This is a genomic window from Streptomyces viridochromogenes, assembly GCF_001270495.1.
Taxonomy (GTDB): domain Bacteria; phylum Actinomycetota; class Actinomycetes; order Streptomycetales; family Streptomycetaceae; genus Streptomyces; species Streptomyces viridochromogenes_A.
Genome location: NZ_LGUR01000140.1, coordinates 1 through 23,717 on the forward strand (window position 1 = coordinate 1; position 23,717 = coordinate 23,717).

General features: G+C 70.7%; 21 protein-coding genes and 1 pseudogene. 11 read left to right on the forward strand and 11 right to left on the reverse strand.

What is annotated here, in order from left to right:
* Positions 1–121: 121 nt before the first annotated feature.
* Positions 122–283 carry a hypothetical protein gene (locus ADK36_RS49510; RefSeq protein WP_199830184.1) on the reverse strand — a complete coding sequence of 54 codons (162 nt, stop codon included), beginning with the start codon at positions 281–283 and terminating at the stop codon, positions 122–124.
* A gap of 244 nt (positions 284–527) precedes the next feature.
* On the opposite strand from ADK36_RS49510, the gene ADK36_RS15355 reads away from it, so the two are divergent.
* A complete protein-coding gene (locus tag ADK36_RS15355; protein WP_048583690.1) occupies positions 528–1,451 on the forward strand; it encodes an LLM class F420-dependent oxidoreductase in 924 nt (307 codons plus the stop codon).
* A gap of 73 nt (positions 1,452–1,524) precedes the next feature.
* Here the strand turns inward: ADK36_RS15355 and ADK36_RS15360 are convergent, their stop codons facing one another.
* The gene (locus ADK36_RS15360; protein WP_107086868.1) at positions 1,525–2,325 is read right to left on the reverse strand and encodes an SAM-dependent methyltransferase; all 801 of its coding nucleotides are present in this window, start codon (positions 2,323–2,325) and stop codon (positions 1,525–1,527) included.
* Positions 2,326–2,511: 186 nt separating this feature from the next.
* Between ADK36_RS15360 and ADK36_RS15365 the strand changes: the two genes are divergently transcribed.
* A complete protein-coding gene (locus ADK36_RS15365; RefSeq protein ID WP_048583692.1) occupies positions 2,512–3,987 on the forward strand; it encodes a 3' terminal RNA ribose 2'-O-methyltransferase Hen1 in 1,476 nt (491 codons plus the stop codon).
* Positions 3,984–6,536: a polynucleotide kinase-phosphatase gene (locus ADK36_RS15370; protein WP_048583693.1), complete on the forward strand. Its 2,553-nt coding sequence runs from the start codon at positions 3,984–3,986 to the stop codon at positions 6,534–6,536. Before ADK36_RS15365 ends, ADK36_RS15370 begins: the two co-directional genes overlap by 4 nt.
* Before the next feature lie 53 nt (positions 6,537–6,589).
* On the opposite strand, the gene ADK36_RS15375 is transcribed toward ADK36_RS15370, so the two are convergent.
* Both ADK36_RS15375 and ADK36_RS15380 read right to left on the reverse strand, forming a co-directional pair.
* Positions 6,590–7,489 carry an NAD(+)/NADH kinase gene (locus ADK36_RS15375; protein ID WP_048583694.1) on the reverse strand — a complete coding sequence of 300 codons (900 nt, stop codon included), beginning with the start codon at positions 7,487–7,489 and terminating at the stop codon, positions 6,590–6,592.
* Positions 7,486–8,529: an SPFH domain-containing protein gene (locus ADK36_RS15380; protein ID WP_048583695.1), complete on the reverse strand. Its 1,044-nt coding sequence runs from the start codon at positions 8,527–8,529 to the stop codon at positions 7,486–7,488. The genes ADK36_RS15375 and ADK36_RS15380 overlap by 4 nt, the downstream gene beginning before the upstream one ends.
* Before the next feature lie 162 nt (positions 8,530–8,691).
* Between ADK36_RS15380 and ADK36_RS15385 the strand changes: the two genes are divergently transcribed.
* Both ADK36_RS15385 and argF read left to right on the forward strand, forming a co-directional pair.
* Positions 8,692–9,930, forward strand: coding sequence for an arginine deiminase (locus tag ADK36_RS15385; RefSeq protein ID WP_053197919.1), 1,239 nt, complete (start codon positions 8,692–8,694; stop codon positions 9,928–9,930).
* Positions 9,931–10,021: 91 nt separating this feature from the next.
* On the forward strand, positions 10,022–11,029 hold the full coding sequence (gene argF, locus ADK36_RS15390; protein ID WP_053197921.1) for an ornithine carbamoyltransferase: 1,008 nt from the start codon (positions 10,022–10,024) through the stop codon (positions 11,027–11,029).
* Positions 11,030–11,142: 113 nt separating this feature from the next.
* Here argF and ADK36_RS15395 read toward each other — a convergent pair whose 3' ends face one another.
* The gene (locus ADK36_RS15395) at positions 11,143–11,595 is read right to left on the reverse strand and encodes an ATP-binding protein (protein ID WP_048583698.1); all 453 of its coding nucleotides are present in this window, start codon (positions 11,593–11,595) and stop codon (positions 11,143–11,145) included.
* Positions 11,596–11,913: 318 nt separating this feature from the next.
* Here ADK36_RS15395 and ADK36_RS15400 point away from each other — a divergent pair, with 318 nt between their 5' ends.
* Positions 11,914–12,741, forward strand: coding sequence for an enoyl-CoA hydratase family protein (locus ADK36_RS15400; protein WP_048583699.1), 828 nt, complete (start codon positions 11,914–11,916; stop codon positions 12,739–12,741).
* Positions 12,742–12,743: 2 nt separating this feature from the next.
* Positions 12,744–15,137: a bifunctional salicylyl-CoA 5-hydroxylase/oxidoreductase gene (locus ADK36_RS15405; RefSeq protein ID WP_078942640.1), complete on the forward strand. Its 2,394-nt coding sequence runs from the start codon at positions 12,744–12,746 to the stop codon at positions 15,135–15,137.
* 84 nt (positions 15,138–15,221) lie between these two features.
* Here the strand turns inward: ADK36_RS15405 and ADK36_RS15410 are convergent, their stop codons facing one another.
* Together ADK36_RS15410 and ADK36_RS15415 are read right to left on the reverse strand one after the other, a co-directional pair.
* Complete coding sequence (locus ADK36_RS15410) at positions 15,222–16,034, reverse strand: PaaX family transcriptional regulator (RefSeq protein ID WP_048583700.1); 813 nt, start codon at positions 16,032–16,034, stop codon at positions 15,222–15,224.
* Between the two features lie 15 nt (positions 16,035–16,049).
* On the reverse strand, positions 16,050–17,663 hold the full coding sequence (locus ADK36_RS15415) for an AMP-binding protein (RefSeq protein ID WP_234329774.1): 1,614 nt from the start codon (positions 17,661–17,663) through the stop codon (positions 16,050–16,052).
* Between the two features lie 173 nt (positions 17,664–17,836).
* On the opposite strand from ADK36_RS15415, the gene ADK36_RS15420 reads away from it, so the two are divergent.
* Both ADK36_RS15420 and ADK36_RS15425 read left to right on the forward strand, forming a co-directional pair.
* On the forward strand, positions 17,837–19,057 hold the full coding sequence (locus ADK36_RS15420; protein WP_053197923.1) for an acyl-CoA dehydrogenase family protein: 1,221 nt from the start codon (positions 17,837–17,839) through the stop codon (positions 19,055–19,057).
* Positions 19,054–19,452: a RidA family protein gene (locus ADK36_RS15425; RefSeq protein WP_048583702.1), complete on the forward strand. Its 399-nt coding sequence runs from the start codon at positions 19,054–19,056 to the stop codon at positions 19,450–19,452. The genes ADK36_RS15420 and ADK36_RS15425 overlap by 4 nt, the downstream gene beginning before the upstream one ends.
* A gap of 24 nt (positions 19,453–19,476) precedes the next feature.
* Here the strand turns inward: ADK36_RS15425 and ADK36_RS15430 are convergent, their stop codons facing one another.
* Positions 19,477–20,043 carry a DUF3291 domain-containing protein gene (locus ADK36_RS15430; protein ID WP_053197925.1) on the reverse strand — a complete coding sequence of 189 codons (567 nt, stop codon included), beginning with the start codon at positions 20,041–20,043 and terminating at the stop codon, positions 19,477–19,479.
* Between the two features lie 308 nt (positions 20,044–20,351).
* Between ADK36_RS15430 and ADK36_RS50175 the strand changes: the two genes are divergently transcribed.
* Complete coding sequence (locus ADK36_RS50175) at positions 20,352–20,972, forward strand: hypothetical protein (RefSeq protein WP_234329775.1); 621 nt, start codon at positions 20,352–20,354, stop codon at positions 20,970–20,972.
* Positions 20,973–21,233: 261 nt separating this feature from the next.
* Here the strand turns inward: ADK36_RS50175 and ADK36_RS15440 are convergent, their stop codons facing one another.
* Entirely contained in the window at positions 21,234–21,428 is a 195-nt protein-coding gene (locus tag ADK36_RS15440) for a DUF5999 family protein (protein WP_048583776.1), read from the reverse strand.
* Between the two features lie 237 nt (positions 21,429–21,665).
* Between ADK36_RS15440 and ADK36_RS15445 the strand changes: the two genes are divergently transcribed.
* Entirely contained in the window at positions 21,666–22,118 is a 453-nt protein-coding gene (locus tag ADK36_RS15445; RefSeq protein WP_048583704.1) for a DUF6299 family protein, read from the forward strand.
* A gap of 185 nt (positions 22,119–22,303) precedes the next feature.
* On the opposite strand, the pseudogene ADK36_RS50980 reads toward ADK36_RS15445, so the two are convergent.
* Together ADK36_RS50980 and ADK36_RS15450 are read right to left on the reverse strand one after the other, a co-directional pair.
* A pseudogene (locus ADK36_RS50980) lies at positions 22,304–22,465 on the reverse strand (SDR family oxidoreductase); the annotation flags it as partial.
* A 40-nt stretch (positions 22,466–22,505) separates the two neighbouring features.
* Positions 22,506–23,678 carry an epoxide hydrolase family protein gene (locus ADK36_RS15450; RefSeq protein ID WP_053197929.1) on the reverse strand — a complete coding sequence of 391 codons (1,173 nt, stop codon included), beginning with the start codon at positions 23,676–23,678 and terminating at the stop codon, positions 22,506–22,508.
* Positions 23,679–23,717 lie beyond the last annotated feature (39 nt).

Below are 23,717 nucleotides of genomic sequence, written 5' to 3' on the forward strand. Positions count from 1 at the left end.
TTCAGGGCCGATGGGGGTCCAGGGGGCGGAGCCCCCTGGTGGGGTTGAAGGGGCGGAGCCCCTGGGGATGGGACGGGTAGGGGCGGCGGGGGCGAGGGAGTCGGCTCGGTCGCCCGGGGTGTCAGCCGGGCTCGTCCTGCCGCTGGGCCCCGGTCGACTGGAGGTCCGCGTCCAGGGCCGACAGGTCCGCGTTCAGGGCTGCCATCAGCTCCTCCATCTGCTGCAGCAGTCCTTTGGGCTGCCCGGCGCCAGTGGTGTGCTGTGGTGCGGATTCCTCGGACATGACGGCCTCCTCGGGCCTCCGGCCCCCAGTGGCAGTGGGCCGACACGATGACGCCCCGGCGGCCGGAAGGACGGGGGCGGGCGCCGGGCGGTCCGGCTCCGTTCGAGCCAACGATCACCGTCGGAGGCGGTCACTGGCCCGGGCAGGGGCCGGCATGGGCGTTGACGGAATTCACCCGACCGGGGACGGAGGAGGCAGGGGGACCCGTGCGGTTGACGGACGTCGCGGCGTGCAGGATGGGGACATGGATCTTCGCATCTTCACCGAGCCCCAGCAGGGGGCCACCTACGACACCCTTCTCACCGTGGCGAAGGCCACGGAGGATCTTGGCTTCGACGCCTTCTTCCGGTCCGACCACTTTGTGAAGATGGGCTCGGGGGACGGACTTCCCGGGCCCACCGACGCCTGGATCACGCTTGCCGGTCTCGCACGGGAGACCAAGCGGATCCGCCTCGGCACCCTGATGACCGCCGGCACTTTCCGGCTGCCCGGTGTGCTCGCCATCCAGGTCGCCCAGGTCGACCAGATGTCCGGCGGCCGGGTCGAACTCGGCCTGGGCGCGGGGTGGTTCGAGGAGGAGCACAAGGCGTACGGCATCCCGTTCCCGAAGGAGAAGTTCGGGCGGCTGGAGGAGCAGCTCGCCATCGTCACGGGGCTGTGGGCGACCAAGGTCGGGGAGAGCTTCGACTTCAAGGGCGAGCACTACACGCTGAGCGAGTCGCCTGCCCTGCCCAAGCCCGCCCAGGACAAGATCCCGGTGCTCATCGGCGGCCACGGCGCCACCCGTACCCCGCGGCTGGCCGGCAAGTACGCCGACGAGTTCAACATGCCGTTCGCCTCGATCGAGGACAGCGAGCGACAGTTCGGGCGGGTGCGGGCCGCCGCCGAGGAGGTCGGGCGCAAGGGTGACGACCTCGTCTACTCCAACGCCCTCGTGGTGTGCGTGGGCAAGGACGAGCAAGAGGTCGCCCGGCGCGCCGCCGCCATCGGGCGTCAGGTCGACGAGCTGAAGCTCAACGGGTTGGCCGGCTCTCCCGACGAGGTCGTCGAGAAGATCGGTCGCTACCAGGAGATCGGGTCGCAGCGGATCTATCTCCAGGTGCTCGACCTCGACGACCTGGACCACCTGGAGTTGATCTCCTCCCAGGTTCAGTCGCAGCTGTCGTAGGGCTGGTACGGGCGACAGCGGTGCGTCCGGCGGACCGGGCCGTGCGGTGTGATCCGCCGGACGCGTGGCGTCGTCATGGCTTGCGGGCGACCCCTACGTACAGCGGTATGTCCTCGCCGCCGAGTCGTTCGCCGAGCTCGGGGTGCCAGGCCGCGGCGAGCACCACGCCGGGGTCCAGCAGGTCGAGGCCCGTGAAGAAGGCGGCGAACGCGTCGCGCGGTCGTACCTGGGCCGGAGTGCCGCCCCTGCGGTACACCTCGACGACGCGCTCCCAGGTCTCCGGGTCGAAGTCCCCCGTCGCGTGCGACAGCGTCACATAGCTGCCGGGCGCGAGGGACTCGATCAACTCGCCCACGATCTGTGCCGGTCGGTCCTCGTCCGGTACCAGGTGCAGGAGCGCCACGAGGGACAGGGCGATCGGCTGGGTGAAGTCGAGGGTCCGGCGCGCCGCCGCGAGGATCCTTCCCGGTTCCCGTACGTCGCCGTGGACGTAGGCGGTCTTTCCCTCGCGTGTGCTGTGCAGCAGGGCCTCGGCGTGCCGGAGGACGATCGGATCGTTGTCCGCGTACACGACGCGGGCGTCGGGGACGATCCCCTGCACAATCTGGTGGAGGTTCGGCGCGGTCGGGATTCCGGTTCCTATGTCGAGGAACTGGCCTACCCCGCGCTCGGCCAGCAGCCGGGAGGCGCGGTGCATGAACCAGCGATTGGTGCGGGCCATCTCCCTTACGGCGGGGAAGAGCGAGATCACTTGCTCGGCCGCCTCCGCGTCGACCGGGTAGTTGTCCTTCCCGCCGAGGAAGTAGTCGTACATGCGGGCCGAGTGGGGCTTGCTGGTGTCGAGGTGGGGCGCGCGTAATCCGGCGTCTGTCACGGGGCCTCCGCTTCTGGGCATACACATACGCATACACAAACGCTTACTCATACGTGGGCGCTCAGCCGTACGTCGTTCGAACGCCCGGACGGTCGGAGGCTAGCGAAAATTCTCGGGTGCTGCCGTTGCCCGCTCTGTACGGTGGGCGTATCCGCAGTTCAGCCCACTACTCCAAGGCCACCCACCGTGTTCCTGACCATCACCACCACCGGCACTCCGGAGCGTCCGGCCACCGATCTCGGCTTCCTGCTGCACAAGCATCCCGAGAAATCGCAGGCGTTCTCCACCTCCTACGGCAAGGCTCACGTCCTCTACCCGGAGGCGGGCGACGGGCGCTGCACGGCCGCGTTGCTGCTGGAGGTCGACGCGGTGGCGCTGGTCCGGCGGGGCAAGGGCAAGGGCCGGGGCGGCGCGCCCGACGCGGCGCTCGCGCAGTACGTCAACGACCGGCCGTACGCCGCCTCCTCGCTGCTCGCGGTCGCGCTCAGCAGTGTGTTCTCCAGCGCGATGCGCGGTGTGTGCAACGCCCGGCCGGGTCTTCCGGCGCAGACGAGGCCCCTGCGGATCGAGGTGCCCGCGCTTCCGGCCCGGGGCGGCCCCGCACTCGTACGGCGGCTGTTCGAGCCGCTCGGGTGGGCGGTGACCGCCGAACCCGTGCCGCTGGACGTGCGGTTCCCCGAGTGGGGTGATTCGCGGTACGTGCGGCTCGTCCTGGAGTCGGAGGCGCTGACCGTCGCCGAGGCCCTGCGGCATCTGTACGTCCTGCTGCCGGTTCTCGACGACGCCAAGCACTACTGGGTCGCCGCCGACGAGGTCGACAAGCTGCTGCGGGCCGGGGAGGGCTGGCTGCCGGACCACCCGGAGCAGAAGGTGATCACCAGCCGGTATCTGTCGCGCCGCTGGTCGCTGACCCGGGAGGCGATGGAGCGGCTGGAGCTGGTGCGGCTCGCGGAGGCCGACGACAGCGAGGTCGAGGACATCGACAACGCCGTCGAGGCGGAGGGGGAGACGGAGGAGAAGCCGACTCCGCTCGCCGTGCAGCGGCGGGACGCGATCATCGCCGCACTGAGGGCGTCCGGTGCCGCGCGCGTGCTCGATCTCGGATGTGGACAGGGGCAGTTGGTGCAGGCACTGCTCAAGGACCCGGCGTTCACCGAGATCGTGGGCGTGGACGTGTCGATGCGGGCGCTCACCATCGCCGGGCGGCGGCTGAAGCTGGACCGGATGGGGGAGCGGCAGGCCTCGCGCGTGCAGCTCTTCCAGAGCTCCCTCGCCTACACCGACAACCGGCTCAAGGGCTACGACGCCGCCGTGCTCAGCGAGGTCGTCGAGCACCTCGACCTGCCGCGGCTGCCCGCCCTGGAGTACGCGGTGTTCGGCGCCGCCCGCCCCCGGACGGTTCTGGTGACGACCCCGAACGTCGAGTACAACGTCCGCTGGGAGTCCCTCCCGGCGGGGCACGTCCGGCACGGTGACCACCGTTTCGAGTGGACCCGCGAGGAGTTCCGGACCTGGGCGGCGGCGGTGGCCGAACGGCACGGGTACGGCGTGGAGTTCGTGCCCGTGGGGCCCGACGACCCGGAGGTGGGGCCGCCCACCCAGATGGCCGTCTTCAGCATGCGGAGCGACGTGAACGACGAGAAGGAGGCGAAGGCCGCATGAGCGAGACCACCACCCGGACACCCGAGGGACGGGTCCTGCCCGTCACCGACCTCTCCCTCGTCGTGCTCGTCGGCGCCTCCGGCTCCGGCAAGTCCTCCTTCGCCCGCCGGCACTTCAAGCCCACCGAGGTCATCTCCTCCGACTTCTGCCGCGGCCTGGTCTCCGACGACGAGAACGACCAGAGCGCGAGCCGGGACGCCTTCGACGTCCTGCACTACATCGCCGGCAAGCGCCTGGCCGCCGGCCGCCGCACGGTCGTCGACGCCACCAACGTGCAGCAGGACGCCCGACGGCAGCTGATCGACCTGGCCAAGCGGTACGACGTGCTGCCGATCGCCATCGTGCTCGACGTGCCGGAGCAGGTGTGCGCCGAGCGCAACGCCAGCCGCACCGACCGGGCCGACATGCCGCGCCGGGTCATCCAGCGGCACACCCGTGAACTGCGCCGGTCGCTCAGGCACCTGGAGCGCGAGGGCTTCCGCAAGGTGCACGTCCTGCGCGGGGTGGAGGACGTCGAGAACGCCACCGTAGTCACCGAGAAGCGCTTCAACGACCTCACCCACCTCACCGGCCCGTTCGACATCATCGGCGACATCCATGGCTGCGCCTCCGAACTGGAGTCGCTGCTGGGCAAGTTGGGGTACGTCGACGGGGTGCACGCCGAGGGCCGTACCGCCGTCTTCGTCGGCGACCTCGTCGACCGCGGCCCGGACAGCCCGGGTGTGCTGCGCCGTGTCATGGCGATGGTGAAGTCGGGCAACGCGCTGTGCGTGCCGGGCAACCACGAGAACAAGTACGGGCGTCACCTCAAGGGCCGCAAGGTCCAGCACACGCACGGACTCGCCGAGACCATCGAGCAGATGGAGGGCGAGAGCGAGGAGTTCCGGGCCGAGGTACGGGAGTTCATCGACGGGCTCGTCAGCCACTACGTCCTCGACGGCGGCCGGCTGGTGGTCTGCCACGCGGGGCTGCCGGAGAAGTACCACGGGCGTACGTCCGGGCGGGTCCGCTCGCACGCGCTGTACGGCGACACCACCGGGGAGACCGACGAGTTCGGTCTGCCGGTGCGCTACCCGTGGGCGGAGGACTACCGAGGGCGGGCCGCCGTGGTGTACGGCCACACTCCGGTGCCGGACGCCACATGGCTGAACAACACCATCTGCCTGGACACCGGCGCCGTCTTCGGCGGCAAGCTGACCGCGCTGCGCTGGCCGGAGCGGGAACTGGTCGACGTACCGGCCGAGCAGGTCTGGTACGAGCCGGCCAAGCCGCTGCGGACGGGGGCACCGGGCGGGCACGACGGACGGCCGCTCGACCTGGGCGACGTGCAGGGTCGAAGGATCGTCGAGACCCGGCACGCGGGCCGGGTGTCGGTCCGTGAGGAGAACGCGGCCGCGGCCCTGGAGGTCATGAGCCGCTTCGCCGTCGACCCGCGCCTGCTGCCGTACCTTCCGCCGACCATGGCACCTACGGCCACGAGTCACATGGAGGGCTACCTGGAGCACCCGGCGGAGGCCTTCGCGCAGTACGCGGCGGACGGCGTCGAGCGGGTCGTGTGCGAGGAGAAGCACATGGGCTCGCGGGCCGTGGCCCTGGTGTGCCGGGACGCGGAGGTCGCGCGCAAGAGGTTCGGGGTGGACGGGCCCACCGGGTCGCTGTACACCCGTACCGGTCGCCCCTTCTTCGACGACCAGTCGGTGACGGAGACGATCCTGGAGCGGGTCCGGGCGGCGGTCGGCGAGGCCGGTCTCTGGGACGAACTGGAGACGGACTGGCTGCTGCTCGACGCCGAGCTGATGCCGTGGTCGCTGAAGGCGCAGGGCCTGCTGCGCTCGCAGTACGCGGCGGTCGGCGCGGCCTCCGGGGCGGTGTTCCCCGGCGCGCTGGCCGCGCTGGAGGGAGCCGCGGCGCGCGGCGTCGACGTGGCGGACCTGCTGGCGCGGCAGCGTGAACGGGCCGCCGACGCCGCCTCGTTCACGGAGGCGTACCGCCGGTACTGCTGGGCCACGGACGGCCTGGACGGCGTACGCCTGGCACCGTTCCAGGTCCTCGCCGTCCAGGGCCGCAGCCTCGCCGCCCTCCCGCACGACGAGCAGCTCGCGCTCCTCGACCGGCTGGTGGAGCACGACGGCACCGGGCTGCTCCAGACCACCCGACGTCTCTACGTCGACACCGGTGACCCGGAGTCGGTGCGGGCCGGTGTCGACTGGTGGCTGGAGATGACCGGCCGGGGCGGCGAGGGCATGGTCGTCAAGCCGCTCGGCGCGGTGGTGAGGAGTGGGGAGGGACGTCTGGTGCAGCCCGGTATCAAGTGCCGGGGCCGTGAGTACCTGCGGATCATCTACGGTCCGGAGTACACACGGCCGGACAACCTGGCGCGGCTGCGGAAGCGGTTCCTCAACCACAAGCGGTCCCTCGCCATCCGCGAGTACGCGCTCGGTCTGGAGGCCCTGGACCGGCTGGCCGAGGGCGAGCCGCTGTGGCGGGTGCACGAGGCGGTGTTCGGGGTGCTGGCGCTGGAGTCGGAGCCGGTGGACCCGCGGCTGTGACGGTCAGCGGCTGTCAACGGGCAGTGGCGTCTACGGTCAGCGGCTGTTGACGGTCAGTTGACGAGGCGCAGCCGCTCCCGGCACACGCCCACGCGGAGGGTCTGGCCCCAGGTCAGCTCCACCGCGTCCGTCTCCATCCCGTCCCCGAAGGCGACCAGCCGTTCGGACTCGACGGTGAGGTGGAGACGGGTCGCGGCGGCGAGTTCCCCAGCGACCAGGGACGTACCGGTGGCCGGGGACGGCCAGGCCTCGCGCACGAACCACAGCAGGCGTTCCTCCGTCGGGGCGGGCAGCCGTAGCCGCCCGCCCCGCTCCTGCCACACCGACCGGATCCAACCGGTCGCGCCCGTCCCGGTGCCGATCAGCACCCCGGACGAGGCCTGGGCCTCGACGACACCCCCGTCGTCCTCCAGGCCCAGGCGGTATCGGGCCGTCTGGTGGCCGACGGCGCCCAGGTAGATCTCGTTCAGGGCCACCAGCCGCTGGGTGTCGTCGGCGACGGCCTCCACCATGATGAGCTCGTCGCAGCGGACCCCTCCCGACTGCGTGGCGGCGAGCAGCGGGCCGGCGTCCCCGGGGCGGTGACGCACCAGGACGCCCGGGTTGCGGCCGGGGTCGGTGTCGATGCCCAGCACCGGCTGTCCGGCGAGGTACTTGGCCACGTTCGCCACCAGCCCGTCCTGGCCGACCACGACCACCACGTCCTCCGGCGCGAACAGGAACCGGTCCAGGTCGGCCCGCTCCACCCGGCTCTGACGCCAGGTGAGCGGGATCGCCGCGGTCACCTCCGTCAGCGCCTGGCGCGTGCGACGGTGGCGCTCGGCGACCTCCGCGATGTCGCGGCCCCGGGAGGAGAGGAAGAAGGCGGCCTGGCCGTGCGTGCCGTGCCGGGCCACCAACTCCTCGTACTCCGTGGTGCGATGGACGAGGACGACCCGCGGTGCGAGGCTCACGCCTGCTCCTGCTCGCGCGTACCCAGCCTGGCGAGCAGCCCGGTCAGCACGTCCGGCGACACCGTCACGCTGTCGATCCGCGGCAGGTTCTCCGCCAGCCGCGTCCCGGTGAGCGCGTGCAGCGTCGCCACGTCCACCTCCGCGTGCACCCGCAGCCATGCCGCCTGTGCCTGCGCCCGCGCTTCACCGACCTCGCGCGCGCCCTCGGCCTCCGCCCGGGCCAGCCGTACGGACCGCGTGGCCTCCGCCTCCGCGAGCCGCACCGTCCGTGCCGCCTCGGCCTCCGCCCTGACCGCGTCCGCGGCCGCGTGCTCCTCGGCCTCCCGCCGGGCGTTCGTGCCGCGCTGGTCCACCAACTGCTCCTCGCGGCGGGCGAGTTCGATCTGGCTGGCCAGTTCGTTCTCGGCGATCGCGCGCTCCCGCTCGACGGCCACCGCCCGCCGCTCGTACGTCGCCCGGTCCGCCTCCTGCTGGATCTGCTCGCGGGCCGGGGTGCGCAGCGCCCGCTCCACCTCCGGTTCCGGACGCAGGGCGACGACGCGTACGGCGACCACCTCGATGCCGGTCGCCGGTAGGCGGGGCTCGCCGGCCAGGCCCGTCGCGATCCGCTCCCGCACCGCCGTCACGCCGTCGACCAGCGCCGCCGACAGCGACGTACGGGACAGGACGTCCAGCGCGTGCTGCTGGGCGGTTTCCGTCAGGAGCGTCCCCAGCTGCTCAAGCGGCGCGCCCCGCCAGGCGCCCGTGTCCGGGTCGACGGAGAAGTCCAGGCGGGTCGCGGCCAGTGCCGGGTCGCTGACCCGGTAGGTGACCGTCGCCTGGACGGCCACGTCCTGGAAGTCGGACGTACGGGCATGGAAGGTCATCGCCAACTCGCGGTCGTCGACCGGCACTTCGGAGAGCGCGGCGGTCAGCGCCCGGTACCAGAAGCTGAGTCCGGGGCCGTCGTGCAGCAGCTTTCCGCCTCGGTGGTGGCGGATGTGCGCCGTGGGCGCGCCGCGCAGATGGCGCCAGCCGAGGCGCCGGGTGATGTCGGCCATGGGATCCCCTCCGCGATTTCTCGTCATACGGACGATAACGGTGGGGGCTGATTGTCGTCAAGGGGACGAAAAGCGGGGGCGGAAAGGGGCGGAGGGCAAGGAGAGGAGGGCAAGGAGGTCAAGCAGGGGGTGAAGACGGCCCCCGATGGTCAGGATGGAGGCATGGGATTCCATGTCGACTCCGAGGCCGGGCGGCTGCGCCGCGTCATCCTTCACCGGCCCGATCTCGAGCTCAAAAGGCTCACTCCCAGCAACAAGGACGCCCTGCTCTTCGACGACGTGTTGTGGGTGCGCCGGGCGCGCGCCGAGCACGACGGGTTCGCCGACGTCCTGCGCGACCGAGGGGTCACCGTCCACCTCTTCGGCGACCTGCTCACCGAGGCCCTGGAGATCCCGGCGGCCCGCAGGCTGGTCCTGGACCGGGTCTTCGACGAGAAGGAGTACGGGGTGCTGGCCACGGACCACCTCCGTGCGGCCTTCGAGAGCCTGCCCTCGGCCGAACTGGTCGAGGCCCTGGTCGGTGGCATGACCAAACGGGAGTTCCTGGAGGCGCACCCCGAGCCGACCTCCGTGCGCTTCCATGTCATGGAGCTCGACGACTTCCTCCTCGCGCCCCTGCCCAATCACCTCTTCACCCGTGACACCTCCGCCTGGATCTACGACGGCGTCTCCGTCAACGCCATGCGCTGGCCCGCCCGGCAGCGCGAGACCGTGCACTTCGAGGCGATCTACCGGCACCACCCGCTGTTCCGTGACGAAACGTTCCATGTCTGGTCCGAGGGGCAGGCCGACTACCCCTCCACCATCGAGGGCGGGGACGTCCTGGTGATCGGCAACGGGGCGGTCCTCATCGGGATGAGCGAGCGCACCACGCCCCAGGCGGTCGAGATGCTCGCCCACAAGCTGTTCGCCGCCGGGTCCGCGCAGACGATCGTGGCCCTCGACATGCCCAAGCGGCGCGCCCTCATGCACCTCGACACCGTGATGACGATGGTCGACGGCGACGTCTTCACCCAGTACGCCGGGCTCGGCATGCTCCGCTCGTACACGATCGAACCGGGCGCCGGCGACAAGGAGCTGAAGGTCACCGACCATCCGCCGGAGCACATGCACCGCGCGATCGCCGCCGCGCTCGGCCTCAGCGAGATCCGCGTCCTGACCGCGACCCAGGACGTCCACGCGGCCGAGCGTGAGCAGTGGGACGACGGCTGCAACGTGCTGGCCGTCGAGCCGGGTGTCGTCGTCGCCTACGAGCGGAACTCCACCACCAACACGCATCTGCGCAAGCAGGGCATCGAGGTGATCGAGATCCCGGGGAGCGAGCTGGGGCGGGGGAGGGGTGGGCCGCGCTGTATGAGCTGTCCGGTCGAGCGCGAGGCTGTACAGGGGCGAGCCGTATAGGAGCCGCGTCGGAGCCATGGCGCTGTATAGAAATGCTGATGGTCGTATAGACTTCCAGGGTCCCTGTACTCGTACCTCTGGAGCGCCCCCCATGGCGACTGTCCCGACCGCCCTCGCCGGGCGCCACTTCCTCAAGGAGCTCGACTTCACCGAGCAGGAGTTCCTCGGGCTCGTCGAGCTGGCCGCCGAGCTGAAGGCCGCGAAGAAGGCCGGGACCGAGACGCAGTATCTGCGGGGGAAGAACATCGCGCTGATCTTCGCGAAGACCTCGACGCGCACGCGCTGCGCGTTCGAGGTCGCGGCCGCCGACCAGGGTGCCTCGACGACGTATCTCGACCCGTCCGGCTCGCAGATCGGTCACAAGGAGTCCGTGAAGGACACCGCGCGCGTGCTGGGCCGGATGTACGACGGGATCGAGTACCGCGGTGACAGCCAGGCGAAGGTGGAGGAGCTGGCCGCGTACGCGGGAGTGCCCGTCTACAACGGCCTGACCGACGACTGGCACCCCACGCAGATGCTCGCCGACGTGCTGACGATGACGGAGCACAGCGCCAAGCCGCTCAAGGAGATCGCCTTCGCCTACCTGGGCGACGCCCGCTTCAACATGGGCAACTCGTATCTGATCACCGGTGCGCTGCTCGGCATGGACGTGCGGATCGTCGCGCCCAAGGAGTACTGGCCCGCGGACGGGGTCGTGGCCCGTGCCCGCAAGCTGGCGGAGGGCAGCGGTGCCGTCATCACGCTCACCGAGGATGTCGCCGAGGGTGTCCGCGGCGCCGACTTCGTCGCCACGGACGTCTGGGTCTCCATGGGGGAGCCCAAGGAGGTCTGGGCCGAGCGGATCTCCGCGCTCGGCTCTTATGCGGTGACCATGGACGTCCTGCGCGCCACCGGGAACCCGGACGTCAGGTTCCTGCACTGTCTGCCGGCCTTCCACGACCTCGGGACCAAGGTCGGGCGCGAGATCTTCGAGAGCCATGGGCTGGAGTCGCTCGAGGTGACCGACGAGGTCTTCGAGTCGGAGCACTCGGTGGTGTTCGACGAGGCGGAGAACCGGATGCACACGATCAAGGCCGTGCTGGTGGCGACGCTGGGTTGAGGGACGGCGTCGCGCCGTAGGGGGCGTGTTCGCTGCCGACTGCCGGTCGTGGGTGGTTGATCGCGCCCGCGGCGGTAGCCGCACATCCGATACAGCCCCGAGCCCCTGGGGCGTTACAGCGGGCGGCGTTGTGCTGGTACCACCGGCAGTCTGAACCAGACCGCCTTGCCCGAGTCCGTCGGGCGGTGGCCGCAGGACGAGCTCAGGGTGCGGATCAGCAGCAGGCCGCGGCCGTGTTCCTGCCAGGGGTCGGGCTCGCCGGGTGTGGGGTGGGTCAGGTTGCCCGGCGGGGCCGGGTCCGGGTCGTGCACCTCGACCTGGCAGCCGGACGGCAGCAGCTCCACCACGAGCTCTATCGGGCCGTTCCCCGCGGTGTGCTCCACGGCGTTCGCGACCAGCTCCGCCGTGAGCAGCTCCGCGGTGTCGCTGTCGGCGGCGTGCTCCAGCTCGGCCAGCGCCGTACGGACCAGTGCGCGTGCCACGGGCACGGCTGCGGCCGTGTGCGGCAGCGCGATGCGCCAGGAGGCGGAGGCGGAGGGGCGATCTTGCAAGGCGGGTCCGTTCATGAGCAGGCTGTCCTGCTTTCAACCTTATGAATGGTACGGCGCCCACCCGGCAGAGGCTCCGAGAGGCACCGTTCGGGACCTTCGGCCCCGACTGCTGGGCGGCTTACCCGGGTGAACGTGCGGCCTCGCGCGGCTGATCCCACCGTTACGCGCGTGTCGACGAGCCGTGACGGATGTGACGGGGTCAGGTCACACTCGAATGGGTTATCGCGTGACCGTGACGACAGTCAAAGTTGGGTGATAGCTTCGAAGGGTAGAGCTCGAAGGGTAGAGCTCAGTGATGCAGTGCCCGCCGTCCGCCCGAGGAGGCCGCACGTCATGAGTCCCTTCACCGGCTCCGCCGCCCGCACCCCCGACTGGGAACATCTGCGGGTCGAACGTGCCGACGGGGTCGCCACCGTCACCCTCGCCCGCCCCGAGAAGCTCAACGCGCTCACCTTCGGCGCCTACGCCGACCTGCGCGATCTGCTCGCCGAGCTGTCCCGGGAGAGAGCGGTACGGGCCCTGGTGCTGGCCGGTGAGGGCCGCGGCTTCTGCTCCGGCGGCGACGTCGACGAGATCATCGGCGCGACCCTCGCCATGGACACCGCCCAGCTCCTCGACTTCAACCGGATGACCGGGCAGGTCGTGCGGGCCGTACGGGAGTGCCCGTTCCCGGTGATCGCGGCGGTGCACGGGGTGGCCGCCGGGGCGGGCGCGGTACTGGCGCTCGCGGCCGACTTCCGCATCGCCGACCCCACCGCCCGCTTCGCCTTCCTCTTCACCCGGGTCGGCCTGTCCGGCGGCGACATGGGCGCGGCCTATCTGCTGCCCAGGGTCGTCGGTCTGGGCCACGCGACCCGTCTGCTCATGCTGGGCGAACCGGTACGCGCACCCGAGGCCGAGCGGATCGGCCTGATCAGCGAGCTCACGGACGAGGGCAGGGTCGATGAGGCAGCCCAGACCCTGGCCCGCCGCCTCGCCGACGGCCCAGCACTGGCGTACGCACAGACCAAGGCCCTGCTGACGGCCGAGCTGGACATGCCGCTGGCGGCGGCCGTGGAAATGGACGCCTCGACGCAGGCGCTGCTGATGAACGGCGAGGACTACGCCGAGTTCCACGCGGCCTTCACGGAGAAGCGCCCGCCGAAGTGGCAGGGGAGGTAGGGATGTTCGCGGCCGAGGGGACTGTGCCGGCCAAAGGGGCGCGGGGCTGTACTGAATCTGCGGCTACCGCCGCGCGGGCGCGACCAGCCACCGACAACCTGCAGCCGCCCGCGATCACCAGCCACCCCCTACGAGTGGCAGTCATCGGCGGCGGCCCCGGCGGCCTCTACGCCGCAGCCCTCCTCAAACGCCTCGACCCGACCCGCGAAGTAGCCGTCTGGGAACGCAACGCCCCCGACGACACCTTCGGCTTCGGAGTAGTCCTCTCCGACGAAACCCTCGGCGGCATCGAACACGCCGACCCCGTGGTCTACGAGGCCATGCAATCGCACTTCACCCGCTGGGACGACATCGACATCGTCCACCGCAACACCCGCCAGACCTCCGGAGGACACGGCTTCGCGGCCCTCGGCAGAAAACGCCTCCTGGAGATCCTCCACGACCGCTGCCGCGAACTCGGCGTAGAGCTCCGCTTCCGCTCCGAGGCGCCCTCACCGGAGACGCTCGCGGAGACGCACGACCTGGTCATCGCCGCAGACGGTGTGCACAGCACCACGCGCGAGGCCTACGCCCATGTGTTCCGCCCACATGTGGCCAGCCACCACTGCCGCTACATCTGGCTGGCCGCCGACTTCGCCTTCGATGCCTTCCGTTTCGAGATCGCCGAGACCGAGCACGGCGTGATGCAGCTGCACGGCTACCCGTACGCGGCCGACGCCTCCACGGTGATCGTCGAGATGCGGGAAGAGGTCTGGCAGGCGGCCGGGTTCGCGGAGATCGACGCGCAGGAGTCCGTCGAGCGCTGCGCCAAGATCTTCGCGGACGCGCTCCGCGGACGGCCGCTCCAGTCCAACAAGTCGGCGTGGACCACCTTCCGGACCGTCGTCAACGAGCGCTGGTCGCACGGCAACGTCGTCCTGCTCGGCGACGCCGCCCACACCGCGCACTTCTCCATCGGCTCCGGCACCAAGCTGGCCGTCGAGGACGCCTTGGCGCTCGCCGCCTGCCTGGAGGAACAGCCTTCCCCGGAGCGGGCCCTGGCGGCATACGAGCAGGAACGCAAGCCGGTCGTCGCCTCCACGCAGCGCGCCGCCCGCGCCAGCCTGGAGTGGTTCGAGAACCTCCGCCTCTACCTCGACCAGCCGCCGCGCCAGTTCGCCTTCAACCTCCTCACCCGCAGCCGCCGCGTCACCCACGACAACCTGCGCCTGCGTGACGCCCACTTCACGGAGGCCGTGGAGAGCGACTTCGGCTGCCCGACCGGCACGCCCCCGATGTTCACCCCGTTCCGGCTGCGCGGCCTGACCCTGCGCAACCGGGTCGTCGTGTCCCCGATGGACATGTACTCGGCCACGGACGGCGTCCCCGGCGACTTCCACCTCGTCCATCTCGGCGCCCGCGCCCTCGGCGGCGCCGGCCTGGTGATGACCGAGATGGTGTGCGTCAGCCCGGAGGGGCGGATCACCCCCGGTTGCACCGGCCTCTACACCGGCAGGCAGGGGGAGGCATGGCGGCGGATCGTCCGGTTCGTGCACGCCCAGGCGCCCGGCACCGCGATCGGCGTGCAGCTCGGCCACAGCGGGCGCAAAGGCTCGACCAAGCTGATGTGGGAGGGCATCGACGAGCCGCTGGAGGACGGCAACTGGCCGCTCGCGGCCCCGTCCCCGATCCCGTACAAGCCGTACAGCCAGACCCCGCGCGAGCTGACCCGCTCCCAACTCACCGACATCCGCGAGCAGTTCACGGCAGCCGCCTGGCGCGCCGCCCGCGCCGGGTTCGATCTCCTCGAACTGCACTGCGCGCACGGCTACCTGCTCTCCGGCTTCCTCTCCCCACTCACCAACCGGCGCACGGACGCCTACGGAGGCTCCCTGGAGAAGCGGCTCCGCTTCCCGCTCGAAGTCTTCGACGTAGTACGAGCCGTATGGCCCGAGGAACGGCCCATGACCGTCCGAATCTCCGCCACCGACTGGGCCGAGGGCGGTACGACGGCCGAGGACGCCGTCGAGATCGCCCGCGCCTTCGCCGCGCACGGCGCCGACGCCATCGACGTGTCGACCGGGCAGGTGGTGGCCGACGAGCGGCCGGAGTTCGGGCGGTCGTACCAGACGCCGTACGCGGACCGGATCCGCCACGCCACCGGCCTCCCGGTGATCGCGGTCGGCGCCATCTCCTCCTGGGACGACGTCAACTCCCTGATCCTGGCGGGCCGTACGGACCTGTGCGCCCTGGCTCGCCCCCACCTCTACGACCCGCACTGGACCCTGCACGCCGCGGCCGAGCAGGGCTACGAGGGCCCGGGCGTCGCCTGGCCGACCCCGTACCGGGCGGGCAGCCGCCGCCCGCAGACCGGACGCACGGACGCCCCCAAGCCCCGCCTGACGCTCGGGACTTGAGGGCGTACGGCCTGCTTCGTGCGGGTTGGTCGACGCCGGTCGACGCGGGTCGGCCCGGAGAGCCGCCCTGCCGCCTGCCTGGCGTCACAGGCCGGCGTAGGCGGCTCCAGCGTCCCGCAGGCGTTCGTGCAGGCCCCGGAAGACGGCGGCCGAGCGTGCGCCCGGCCAGTCCGCGGGGAGCAGCCGGGCGGGCAGGCCGGGGTCGGCGTAGGGGAGATGGCGCCAGGAGTCCAGGGCGAGGAGGTAGTCGCGGTACGCCTCCTCGGGTGCGGTGTCCTGCCGCCGCTCCCAGTCGCGCAGCACGCGCGCGTGACGGTCGAGGAACGCCTCGTGCTCCTTGGCGATCGCGGCCAGGTCCCACCAGCGGGCGACGGCCTCGACGGTCGGCGCGAAGCCGAGATGCTCGCCGCGGAAGAAGTCGACGTACTCCTCCAGGCGCAGCCGCTGAAGGGTGTGACGGGCCTCCTCGTAGAGCCGCGCCGGCGCGATCCACACGCCCGGAGCCGCCGTCCCGAAGCCGAGGCCGGCCAGCCGGGAGCGCAGGACGTGCCGCTTCTGCCGCTCCGACTCCGGCACCGAGAACACCGCGAGCACCCAGCCCTCGTCCTCGGGCGGCGCGAGGGCGTAGATGCGCCGGTCGCCGTCGTCGAGCAACTGGCGGGCGTCCGGCGACAGTTCGTATCCCGCCGCGCCCTGCGCCGTACGGGCCGGCCGCAGCAGCCCGCGTCGCTTCAGCCGCGACACCGACGAACGTACGGAAGGAGCGTCCACGCCGACCGCGGCCAGCAGTCTGATCAGCTCGGCGACCGGCACCGGGCCGGGCATATAGCGGCCGTAGGCGCCGTAGAGCGTGACGATGAGAGACCGTGGTGCATGCTGGTCGGACACGTTGATCATCTTAGGTCGTGCGGATCACTGCTGGTCACCCTGTGGGTTACCACCCGCGCGCAGCCGGAAACGCTGGAGCTTGCCGGTCGCGGTGCGCGGCAGCGCGTCCAGGAAGACGATCTCGCGCGGGCACTTGTACGGCGCCAGCTCGGCCTTGACGAACGCCCGCAGCGCCTCCACGTCGTGTCGCGCACCCTCCCTGAGCACGGCATATGCCACCACGACCTGGCCGCGCGCCTCGTCGGGCCGCCCCACCACCGCCGCCTCCAGCACGTCCGGGTGGCGCAGCAGGGCCTCCTCGACCTCCGGGCCCGCTATGTTGTAGCCGGCCGAGATGATCATGTCGTCCGCGCGGGCGACATAGCGGAAGTAGCCGTCACTCTCCCGGACGTAGGTGTCGCCGGTGATGTTCCAGCCGTCGCGCACGTACTCGCGCTGCCGGGGGTCGGCGAGATAGCGGCAGCCGACCGGTCCGCGCACGGCGAGCAGTCCGGGTTCCCCGTCGGGCTGTTCCCGGCCCTCGTGGTCGACCACGCGCGCGTGCCAGCCCGGTACCGGCATCCCCGTCGTGCCGGGCCTGATGTGCTCGTCGGCGGCGGAGATGAAGATGTGCAGCAGCTCGGTGGCGCCGATGCCGTTGATGATGCGCAGCCCGGTCCGCTCGTGCCAGGCCCGCCAGGTGGCGGCCGGCAGGTTCTCGCCCGCCGAGACGCAGCGGCGCAGCGAGGAGATGTCGTGCGAGTCGAGTTCGTCGAGCATCGCGCGGTACGCCGTCGGCGCGGTGAACAGCACGGACACCCGGTGCTCGCCGATCGCGGGAAGCAGCTGCTTGGGACCGGCCTGTTCGAGGAGCAGGGCGCTGGCGCCGGCCCGCATCGGGAAGATGACGAGGCCGCCGAGGCCGAAGGTGAAGCCGAGCGGGGGACTGCCGGTGAAGACATCGTCCATATGTGGGCGCAGCACATGGTCTGAGAAGGTGTCGGCTATCGCGAGTACATCCCGGTGGAAGTGCATACAGCCCTTGGGCCGTCCGGTGGTACCGGACGTGAAGGCGATGAGCGCGACGTCGTCGGCCGCGGTGTCGGCGGCGGGACAGGGCCCGTCGGGCGCGGGGCGGCGCAGCAGGTCGTCGGGGGCGTCTCCGCCGTACGTCGTGATCCGCAGCCCGGGTATCTCGGCCTTGGCGAGGTCGTCGACGGCCCGGATGTCGCACAACGCGTGCCGGACCTGGGCGATCTCGCAGATCGTCCGCAGCTCGTGCGGCCGCTGCTGGGCCAGCACGGTGACGGCGACCGCGCCCGCCTTCAGCACCGCCAGCCAGCAGGCGGCCAGCCAGGGTGTGGTCGGGCCGCGCAGCAGCACCCGGTTGCCCGGGACGACGCCGAGGTGGTCGGTGAGCACATGGGCCAGTCGGTCGACGCGGGTGCGCAGTGTGCCGTACGTCCATATGGTGCCGGACGGTGTGTGGAACACGGGCCGCTCGTCGTCGGGGCCGTCGAGCAACTCGGCGGCGGCGTTGAGCCGATCGGGGTAGCGCAGCCCCGGCAGGTCGAAGCGGAGCTCGGGCCACTGGTCGGGCGGTGGCAGATGCTCGCGGGCGAAGGTGTCGACGTGGGCGGAGCGGTGCAGACCGGCCATAGCGGTTCGCCCCCTTGCCGTGTGGGCTGCCTTGTGGGCGTCGTGCTTCTGGGCATCGTGTGGGCTCGCACAGGGAGCGTATCGTGTTGGTGACGACAGTCAATGGTGCGCGATATCGTCGAGGAGGTCCGTCGAGAGGGTCCGTCGCGGACGGCCCCGCAGGGAGGTCGGCAATGCCCGCATTCTCGCTCGATCCACCGCAAACCGCCTGGTGTGCCGACCTGCGCACCCTCGCCGCCGAACGGCTGCGGCCGCTCGCGGAGAAGGGCGAACCCGGGCACGTCAACCGCCCCCTCGTCGCCGAACTCGGTCAACTGGGGCTGCTGAAACGGCTGTTCACCTCCGGAGCGGTCGACCTGTGCCTGATGCGGGAGTCCCTCGCGTATGCCTGCACGGAGGCGGAGACCGCGCTCGCCCTCCAGGGCCTGGGCGCGCATCCCGTCCACGCGTACGGCACCGAGGCCCAGCGGGACCGCTGGCTGCCCCAGGTGGTCGAGGGGAGCGCGGTGGCCGCCTTCGCGCTGAGCGAGCCGGGAGCCGGGTCGGACGCGGCCGCGCTGGGGTTGCGGGCCGAGCCGGAAGAGCAGGGCGAGGGGGGCCGACGGGAGGCCGCGCGGGAGGGGGCGGGGTCGGCGCGGACGCCGGATGCCTCACTCGCCGCCCACTCCGACGGCCGCACCCGCTGGCGCCTCACCGGCGAGAAATGCTGGATCTCCAACGCCCCCGAGGCCGACTTCTACACCGTCTTCGCCCGCACCACCCCCGGCGCCGGCGCCCGGGGGGTCACCGCCTTCCTGGTGCCCGCCGACCGCCCCGGTCTCACCGGAACGGGCCTCGACATGCTGTCCCCGCACCCCATTGGCGCCCTCACCTTCGACGCCGTCCCGGTCACCGCCGACGACGTGCTGGGCGAGCCGGACCGGGGTTTCCGGGTCGCGATGGGCACCCTCAACCTCTTCCGGCCCAGCGTCGGGGCCTTCGCCATCGGCATGGCACAGGCGGCGCTGGACGCGACCCTCGTCCACACGGCCCGACGGGACGCGTTCGGCGGCAAGTTGAAGGACCTTCAGACGGTCGCCCACCAGGTCGCCGAGATGGCCCTGCGCACGGAGGCGGCCCGTCTCATGGTGTACGCGGCGGCGACGGCGTACGACGAGGATGCGCCGGACGTGCCCAAGCGGGCCGCGATGGCGAAGCTGCTCGCGACGGAGACCGCGCAGTATGTCGTCGACACCGCGGTCCAGTTGCACGGTGCCCGCGCCCTGCGCCGCGGTCACCTGCTCGAACACCTCTACCGTGAGGTGCGCGCCCCGCGCGTCTACGAAGGGGCCAGCGAGGTGCAACGCGGCATCATCGCCAAGGAGTTGTACGCGAACATGGAGGCCGGCCAGTGAGCACCGAGCGCGTCAACCCGCCCGATCTGTCCCCGCCCACCGGTTTCTCCCACGCGGTCGTCGCCACTGGCTCACGGTTCGTGTTCCTGGCCGGGCAGACCGCACTCGACGCCGACGGCAAGGTGGTCGGGGAGACGCTGCCGGAGCAGTTCGAGCAGGCGCTCACGAACCTGCTGGCCGCGCTGGCAGCGGCCGGCGGCACACCGGCCGACCTCGCGCGGGTCACCGTCTACGCCACCGATGTCGCCGGCTACCGCGACCAGGCCGCCCGACTCGGCCGCATCTGGGGGCGGTTGGCGGGCCGTGACTATCCGGCGATGGCGGTGGTCGAGGTCGTCCGCCTCTGGGACGAACGGGCGATGGTGGAGCTCGACGGTTTCGCCGTACTGCCTTAGTGCGGTCAGATGCTGGGGTCGGTGTCAGCGCAGACGCATCTGTTCACCGTCATTCGACCCGATGCCTTTGATCCTGGTCGGAGTTCCGTCCGGGGCGAACGAGTGGTGGAAGGTGAAGGCGTGCGGCGCGGAGCCGTGGTCGCGGAGGTGTTCCAGCCTGGAAACCCCGTCCTGCCAGGTGGGTATCACGCCGTCGGAGACCCACCAGCACACGTAATTCGGGTGTCCTGTCCTCTCGAACCAGTCGTAACGCCTGTTCAGCGCCTCACGGTGCAGACCGGTGTAGACGGCGTCGAAGGCGGGGCGCAAGTCCGTCCAGAGTGAGAGGGTCGCGGCCAGGGCGGTGGTTTCCACAGTACGGCCCTTGTCGTACCAGGTCGGTACGGCGAACTCTCCCCATGCACCCCAGTCCGCCTCGAAGAGCATGCCCCGGTCACCGTCTGCCGTTTCAGCACGCGCGAGGTATCCGGGGTGCTGGCCGATCTTCCGGTAGACGGCCTCTCCAGTGTCGTAGAACTCGCGCGTGAGAGGTGCGGGATCGGCGAGAGGTGACTTCAGGACGCCGAATGTGTACAGCGTGAGGTGGGGCATGCGTCTCTCCCTGATTGGGGGGTGCCTGGTGTGGACCCGGTTCGGTGGCTTGGGCAAGGGGGGCGAGGGTTCGTGGGGCGTGACCAACTCATCCCGTCGCGGGTGGCTCGGCCTGAAGGAACTTCCGTGCGACCGTGGGCGATCGCCGAAGACCAGGTGAAGGTAGCTGCCTCTGCGGGCCATGTCGAAGTTGCGTTTTCCCTGGCCAAGTGGCCTCTTGCACCGGTCATTGCGGGGCCGGGGCGGTGACGGGCGGGGCAGGCTGCGGGGTAACCAGTGATCCACTTCGGTCGACCGGTCAGCCCGCCATGCCCGTCCGCACGCCCTGTCCGACAGCCCCGAGTGCCGCCGAACGCGTGCGGTTGAAGAAGATGGCCTACGGCCACAAGAACGAGCACCGGCTGCGGGTGCGTGCACAGGTGGTGCTGCACGCCGAGCGTGGACGCTCCGACGCATGCATCGTGACGCATGCATCGCCCGGAAGACGGGGCTCCATGTGGGCACCGTGCGCCGCCGGCGTGGCCGGTTCGCCCAGGCGGGCCTGCCCGGGCTCGAAGACCGTCAACGCGGCGCTGGCCTGCCGGTTGCCTGCCGAGAGTGAAGGACCGCTCTCACGCTGGTCGTGCCCGGGACTGGCCCGCGAGGCCGCCCGGCGGGGCATCGCCCCGTTCATGTCGGCGTCGACCGTGCGTCGCCGGCTGGCCCAGGACGCACTCAAGCCCTGGCAGCACCCGCTCCTGGATCTTCATCACCCGCCCGGCTTCCGGCTGAAGGCCACCTGGGTGCTGGACCTGTACGCCCGCACCTGGCAGGGCGAACGGCTCGGCGATGACGAGTACGTGATCAGCGCGGACGAGAAGACCTCCCTCACCCCGGCAAGGCCAAGGCGATGCGCGTCAATCACATCTACGGACGCGGCGGTGCCCTGACCTACCTCGCCGCCAACGACGTCCACGCCGCGAAGGTGTTCGGCCGCACCGGAGAACGCACCGGCATCGTCCCGTTCATCGCGGTCAGAAGGCGGCCGACCGGCTCACCGTGTTGTTCCCGAACACGGTCATGGCCCACACCCCTGTGCACGCCTCCTGGCTCGACCGAGGCGAGATCTACTTCTCTGCCGTCCAGCGCAAGGCCCTCTCGCCCAACGACTTCACCGACCTCACCGAGGTCAGGGTAGCTGTGGGCCGTGCTCACGCCGCCATGGCGAGACGCTCGGCCGGTACCCGGTGCGGTGCGACGACGCGGCCGTCGGGCAGCAGCGCACCGCTGTCGTCGAAGACGATCGCCCCGTCGCAGAGAAGGCTCCAGCCCTGCTCGGGGTGTGCGGCGACCACATGTGCGGCGTGGTTGTCGAAGGAAGGGCACGAAGGCTGGTGGGAACACATGGCGCACCTCCACATAGAGCTGACGAGCCGTATGGGTCGTCCATATGGGACGACGATCCTCCCGTCGCGAACTCATCGGAACGGCCCGCCGTGAACCGTGACAACACGCGGACAACTCTCTGACCGATCCACGAAGGTCGGGGCGGACTCGCCACCGAAGGAGTGACGATCACGTCCATGAGCACACCGGCCGGGTACCAGTGGAACGCCCCACTCCGCCCACCGGGAGGTCATCCCATGCCCCTGCGCCCCGCCCTCGCCACCGCCGCCGGCGCCGCCCTGCTCCTGCTGGTCGCCGCGCCCTCGGCCCGTGCCGACTCCGACGTCACCGCCGACACCAGGGAGACCGTGACGGTCGACAAGACGGTCCGTATGGCCGCGGACGGCACCGTCACCGTCGGCGGCACCTACAGCTGCGTCGACAGCACGGGACCCGTCTTCGTGAGCGCCTCCGTCGGCCAGAGGGCCTCCACCACCCGGTTCGCCATCGGCGGCACCCTCGCCGTGTGCGACGGCAAGAAGCACCGCTGGGAGAACAAGAGCAAGCCCTCCCCGGCCGTCCTCAAGCACGGCAAGGCCGACGTCGAGGCCACGCTCGTGGAACTCCGCCCCGTGGACGGCCTGGGCGGTCTGCCGCTGCCCCACTTCCACGCGGCACTGAAGAAGGACGTCACGCTGTCGAAGGCGTGACGGGCAGTCCGCCCTACGGGCTCTCCCCGTTCGGCCTCCCGCCGTTCGGGCCCCGCCACACACAGCGCGCCGCGCCCCTGCCGACCGGGAGGGACGCGGCGCAGTGCGTCGGGGCGGTGGGTCCTCGCGTTCTGCAACGCCGATCGACGCTCCCGGAGTTTGAGCGTGTCGCGGGCGATTCCCCGCGAGATCTCGGGGTTTCCGAGGAAGTTGTCGGTCAGTTCCGTGGCGTGCCAGCGGGGGACCAGGGCGTTGACGCGGACGCCGCTGCGGGCCCATTCGGCGGCTGTCGACCGGGTGAAGGAGATCATGGCCTGGTTCAACCAGCCGTCGAAAGACCTCGACATGCTCCACGCGGTGATCGAGCGCCGGATCGCCGAGCCACGTTCACCGATTGGTGGTCAGCACTGCCGCGAGGCCCTCTTGCAGATCCTTGACGAAATACTGGGGGACCTCCAGCGACGGGAAATGTCCCCCGATCTCGGGCGACCTCCATCGGACGATTTGCCGGTACCGCTCCTGTGCCCAGGGGCGCGGACACTTCTCGATGTCGCGGGGATACATAGTGATTGCTGACGGGACGTCGACCCGAAGTTCGGGGTCCAGCGAGTTGTGGCTTTCGTAGTAAATGCGGGCCGCCGACGCGCCGGTCCGCGTCAGCCAATACAGGGTGACGTCGTCAAGAACGCGGTCTATGGAAATCGTCTCGAACGGGCTGTCTTCGGTGTCCGACCACTCGGCGAACTTGTCGAGGATCCAGGCAAGTAGCCCGACCGGCGAGTCGACGAGCGAGTAGCCGATGGTCTGCGGTCGGGTCGCCTGCTGCTTCGCGTACGCCGCGCGGTGGCGCCAGAAATCACGGGTTTCCTCGGTCCACTTGCGCTCGACGGCGGTCAGCCCGTCCGTGGTCAACCCGGGCGGCGCCTCCGCGAACAATGTGTGGATGCCGAGAACGTGCGCCGGGAACCTGCCGCCGAGAACCGTGGTGATATTGCCTCCCCAATCGCCGCCGTGGGCAGCGAACTTGCGGTAGCCGAGCCTTCCCATCAGTTCCACCCATGCGGCCGCGATCTTTTCGGTTCCCCACCCGGTGGTGGCCGGCTTGTCGCTGTAACCAAAGCCCGGTAGCGACGGGACGACGACGTGGAACGCCGGCGCGTCCGCATCTTTCGGATCCGCCAGCTCGTCCACTATGTCGATGAACTCGGCAATGCTGCCGGGCCAGCCGTGCGTCAAGATCAGAGGAGTGGCATCTGCGCGCGCGGATCGGCGGTGCAGGAAGTGGATTCCCAGATCGTCGATGGTCGTGCGGAACTGGCCGATCTGGTTGAGGCGCTCTTCGAACGACCGCCAGGTGTACCCGGTGCGCCAGTAGTTCACGACATCTACGAGGTCGGCGAGAGGAACGCCCTGTTCCCATCGGCGAGGGCCGGGCGCGGAGCCATGGACCGTCTCAGCTTCCGGCAGCCGTGCCGCGGCCAGTCGTGCGCGCAGATCGTCGAGGTCAGCGTCAGTCGCGTGGGCTTCAAAGGCTTGCACGTCGCTGGTTGGGCGGGGCATGAGACCTCCTGGCCGTCGTGGAACCGGCTACGACCGATC

Bases quoted from the DNA above. Each gene is read 5' to 3' on its own strand.
- ADK36_RS15415 (WP_234329774.1), bottom strand. From the start codon at position 17,663: ATGGCCGGTCTGCACCGCTCCGCCCACGTCGACACCTTCGCCCGCGAG.
- ADK36_RS15410 (WP_048583700.1), bottom strand. From the start codon at position 16,034: ATGATCAACGTGTCCGACCAGCATGCACCACGGTCTCTCATCGTCACG.
- ADK36_RS15420 (WP_053197923.1), top strand. From the start codon at position 17,837: ATGCCCGCATTCTCGCTCGATCCACCGCAAACCGCCTGGTGTGCCGAC.
- ADK36_RS15385 (WP_053197919.1), top strand. From the start codon at position 8,692: ATGGGATTCCATGTCGACTCCGAGGCCGGGCGGCTGCGCCGCGTCATC.
- ADK36_RS49510 (WP_199830184.1), bottom strand. From the start codon at position 283: ATGTCCGAGGAATCCGCACCACAGCACACCACTGGCGCCGGGCAGCCC.
- ADK36_RS15445 (WP_048583704.1), top strand. From the start codon at position 21,666: ATGCCCCTGCGCCCCGCCCTCGCCACCGCCGCCGGCGCCGCCCTGCTC.
- ADK36_RS15400 (WP_048583699.1), top strand. From the start codon at position 11,914: ATGAGTCCCTTCACCGGCTCCGCCGCCCGCACCCCCGACTGGGAACAT.
- ADK36_RS15440 (WP_048583776.1), bottom strand. From the start codon at position 21,428: ATGTGTTCCCACCAGCCTTCGTGCCCTTCCTTCGACAACCACGCCGCA.
- ADK36_RS15355 (WP_048583690.1), top strand. From the start codon at position 528: ATGGATCTTCGCATCTTCACCGAGCCCCAGCAGGGGGCCACCTACGAC.
- ADK36_RS15405 (WP_078942640.1), top strand. From the start codon at position 12,744: ATGTTCGCGGCCGAGGGGACTGTGCCGGCCAAAGGGGCGCGGGGCTGT.
- ADK36_RS15395 (WP_048583698.1), bottom strand. From the start codon at position 11,595: ATGAACGGACCCGCCTTGCAAGATCGCCCCTCCGCCTCCGCCTCCTGG.
- argF (WP_053197921.1), top strand. From the start codon at position 10,022: ATGGCGACTGTCCCGACCGCCCTCGCCGGGCGCCACTTCCTCAAGGAG.
- ADK36_RS15450 (WP_053197929.1), bottom strand. From the start codon at position 23,678: ATGCCCCGCCCAACCAGCGACGTGCAAGCCTTTGAAGCCCACGCGACT.
- ADK36_RS50175 (WP_234329775.1), top strand. From the start codon at position 20,352: ATGCCCGTCCGCACGCCCTGTCCGACAGCCCCGAGTGCCGCCGAACGC.
- ADK36_RS15380 (WP_048583695.1), bottom strand. From the start codon at position 8,529: ATGGCCGACATCACCCGGCGCCTCGGCTGGCGCCATCTGCGCGGCGCG.
- ADK36_RS15430 (WP_053197925.1), bottom strand. From the start codon at position 20,043: ATGCCCCACCTCACGCTGTACACATTCGGCGTCCTGAAGTCACCTCTC.
- ADK36_RS15370 (WP_048583693.1), top strand. From the start codon at position 3,984: ATGAGCGAGACCACCACCCGGACACCCGAGGGACGGGTCCTGCCCGTC.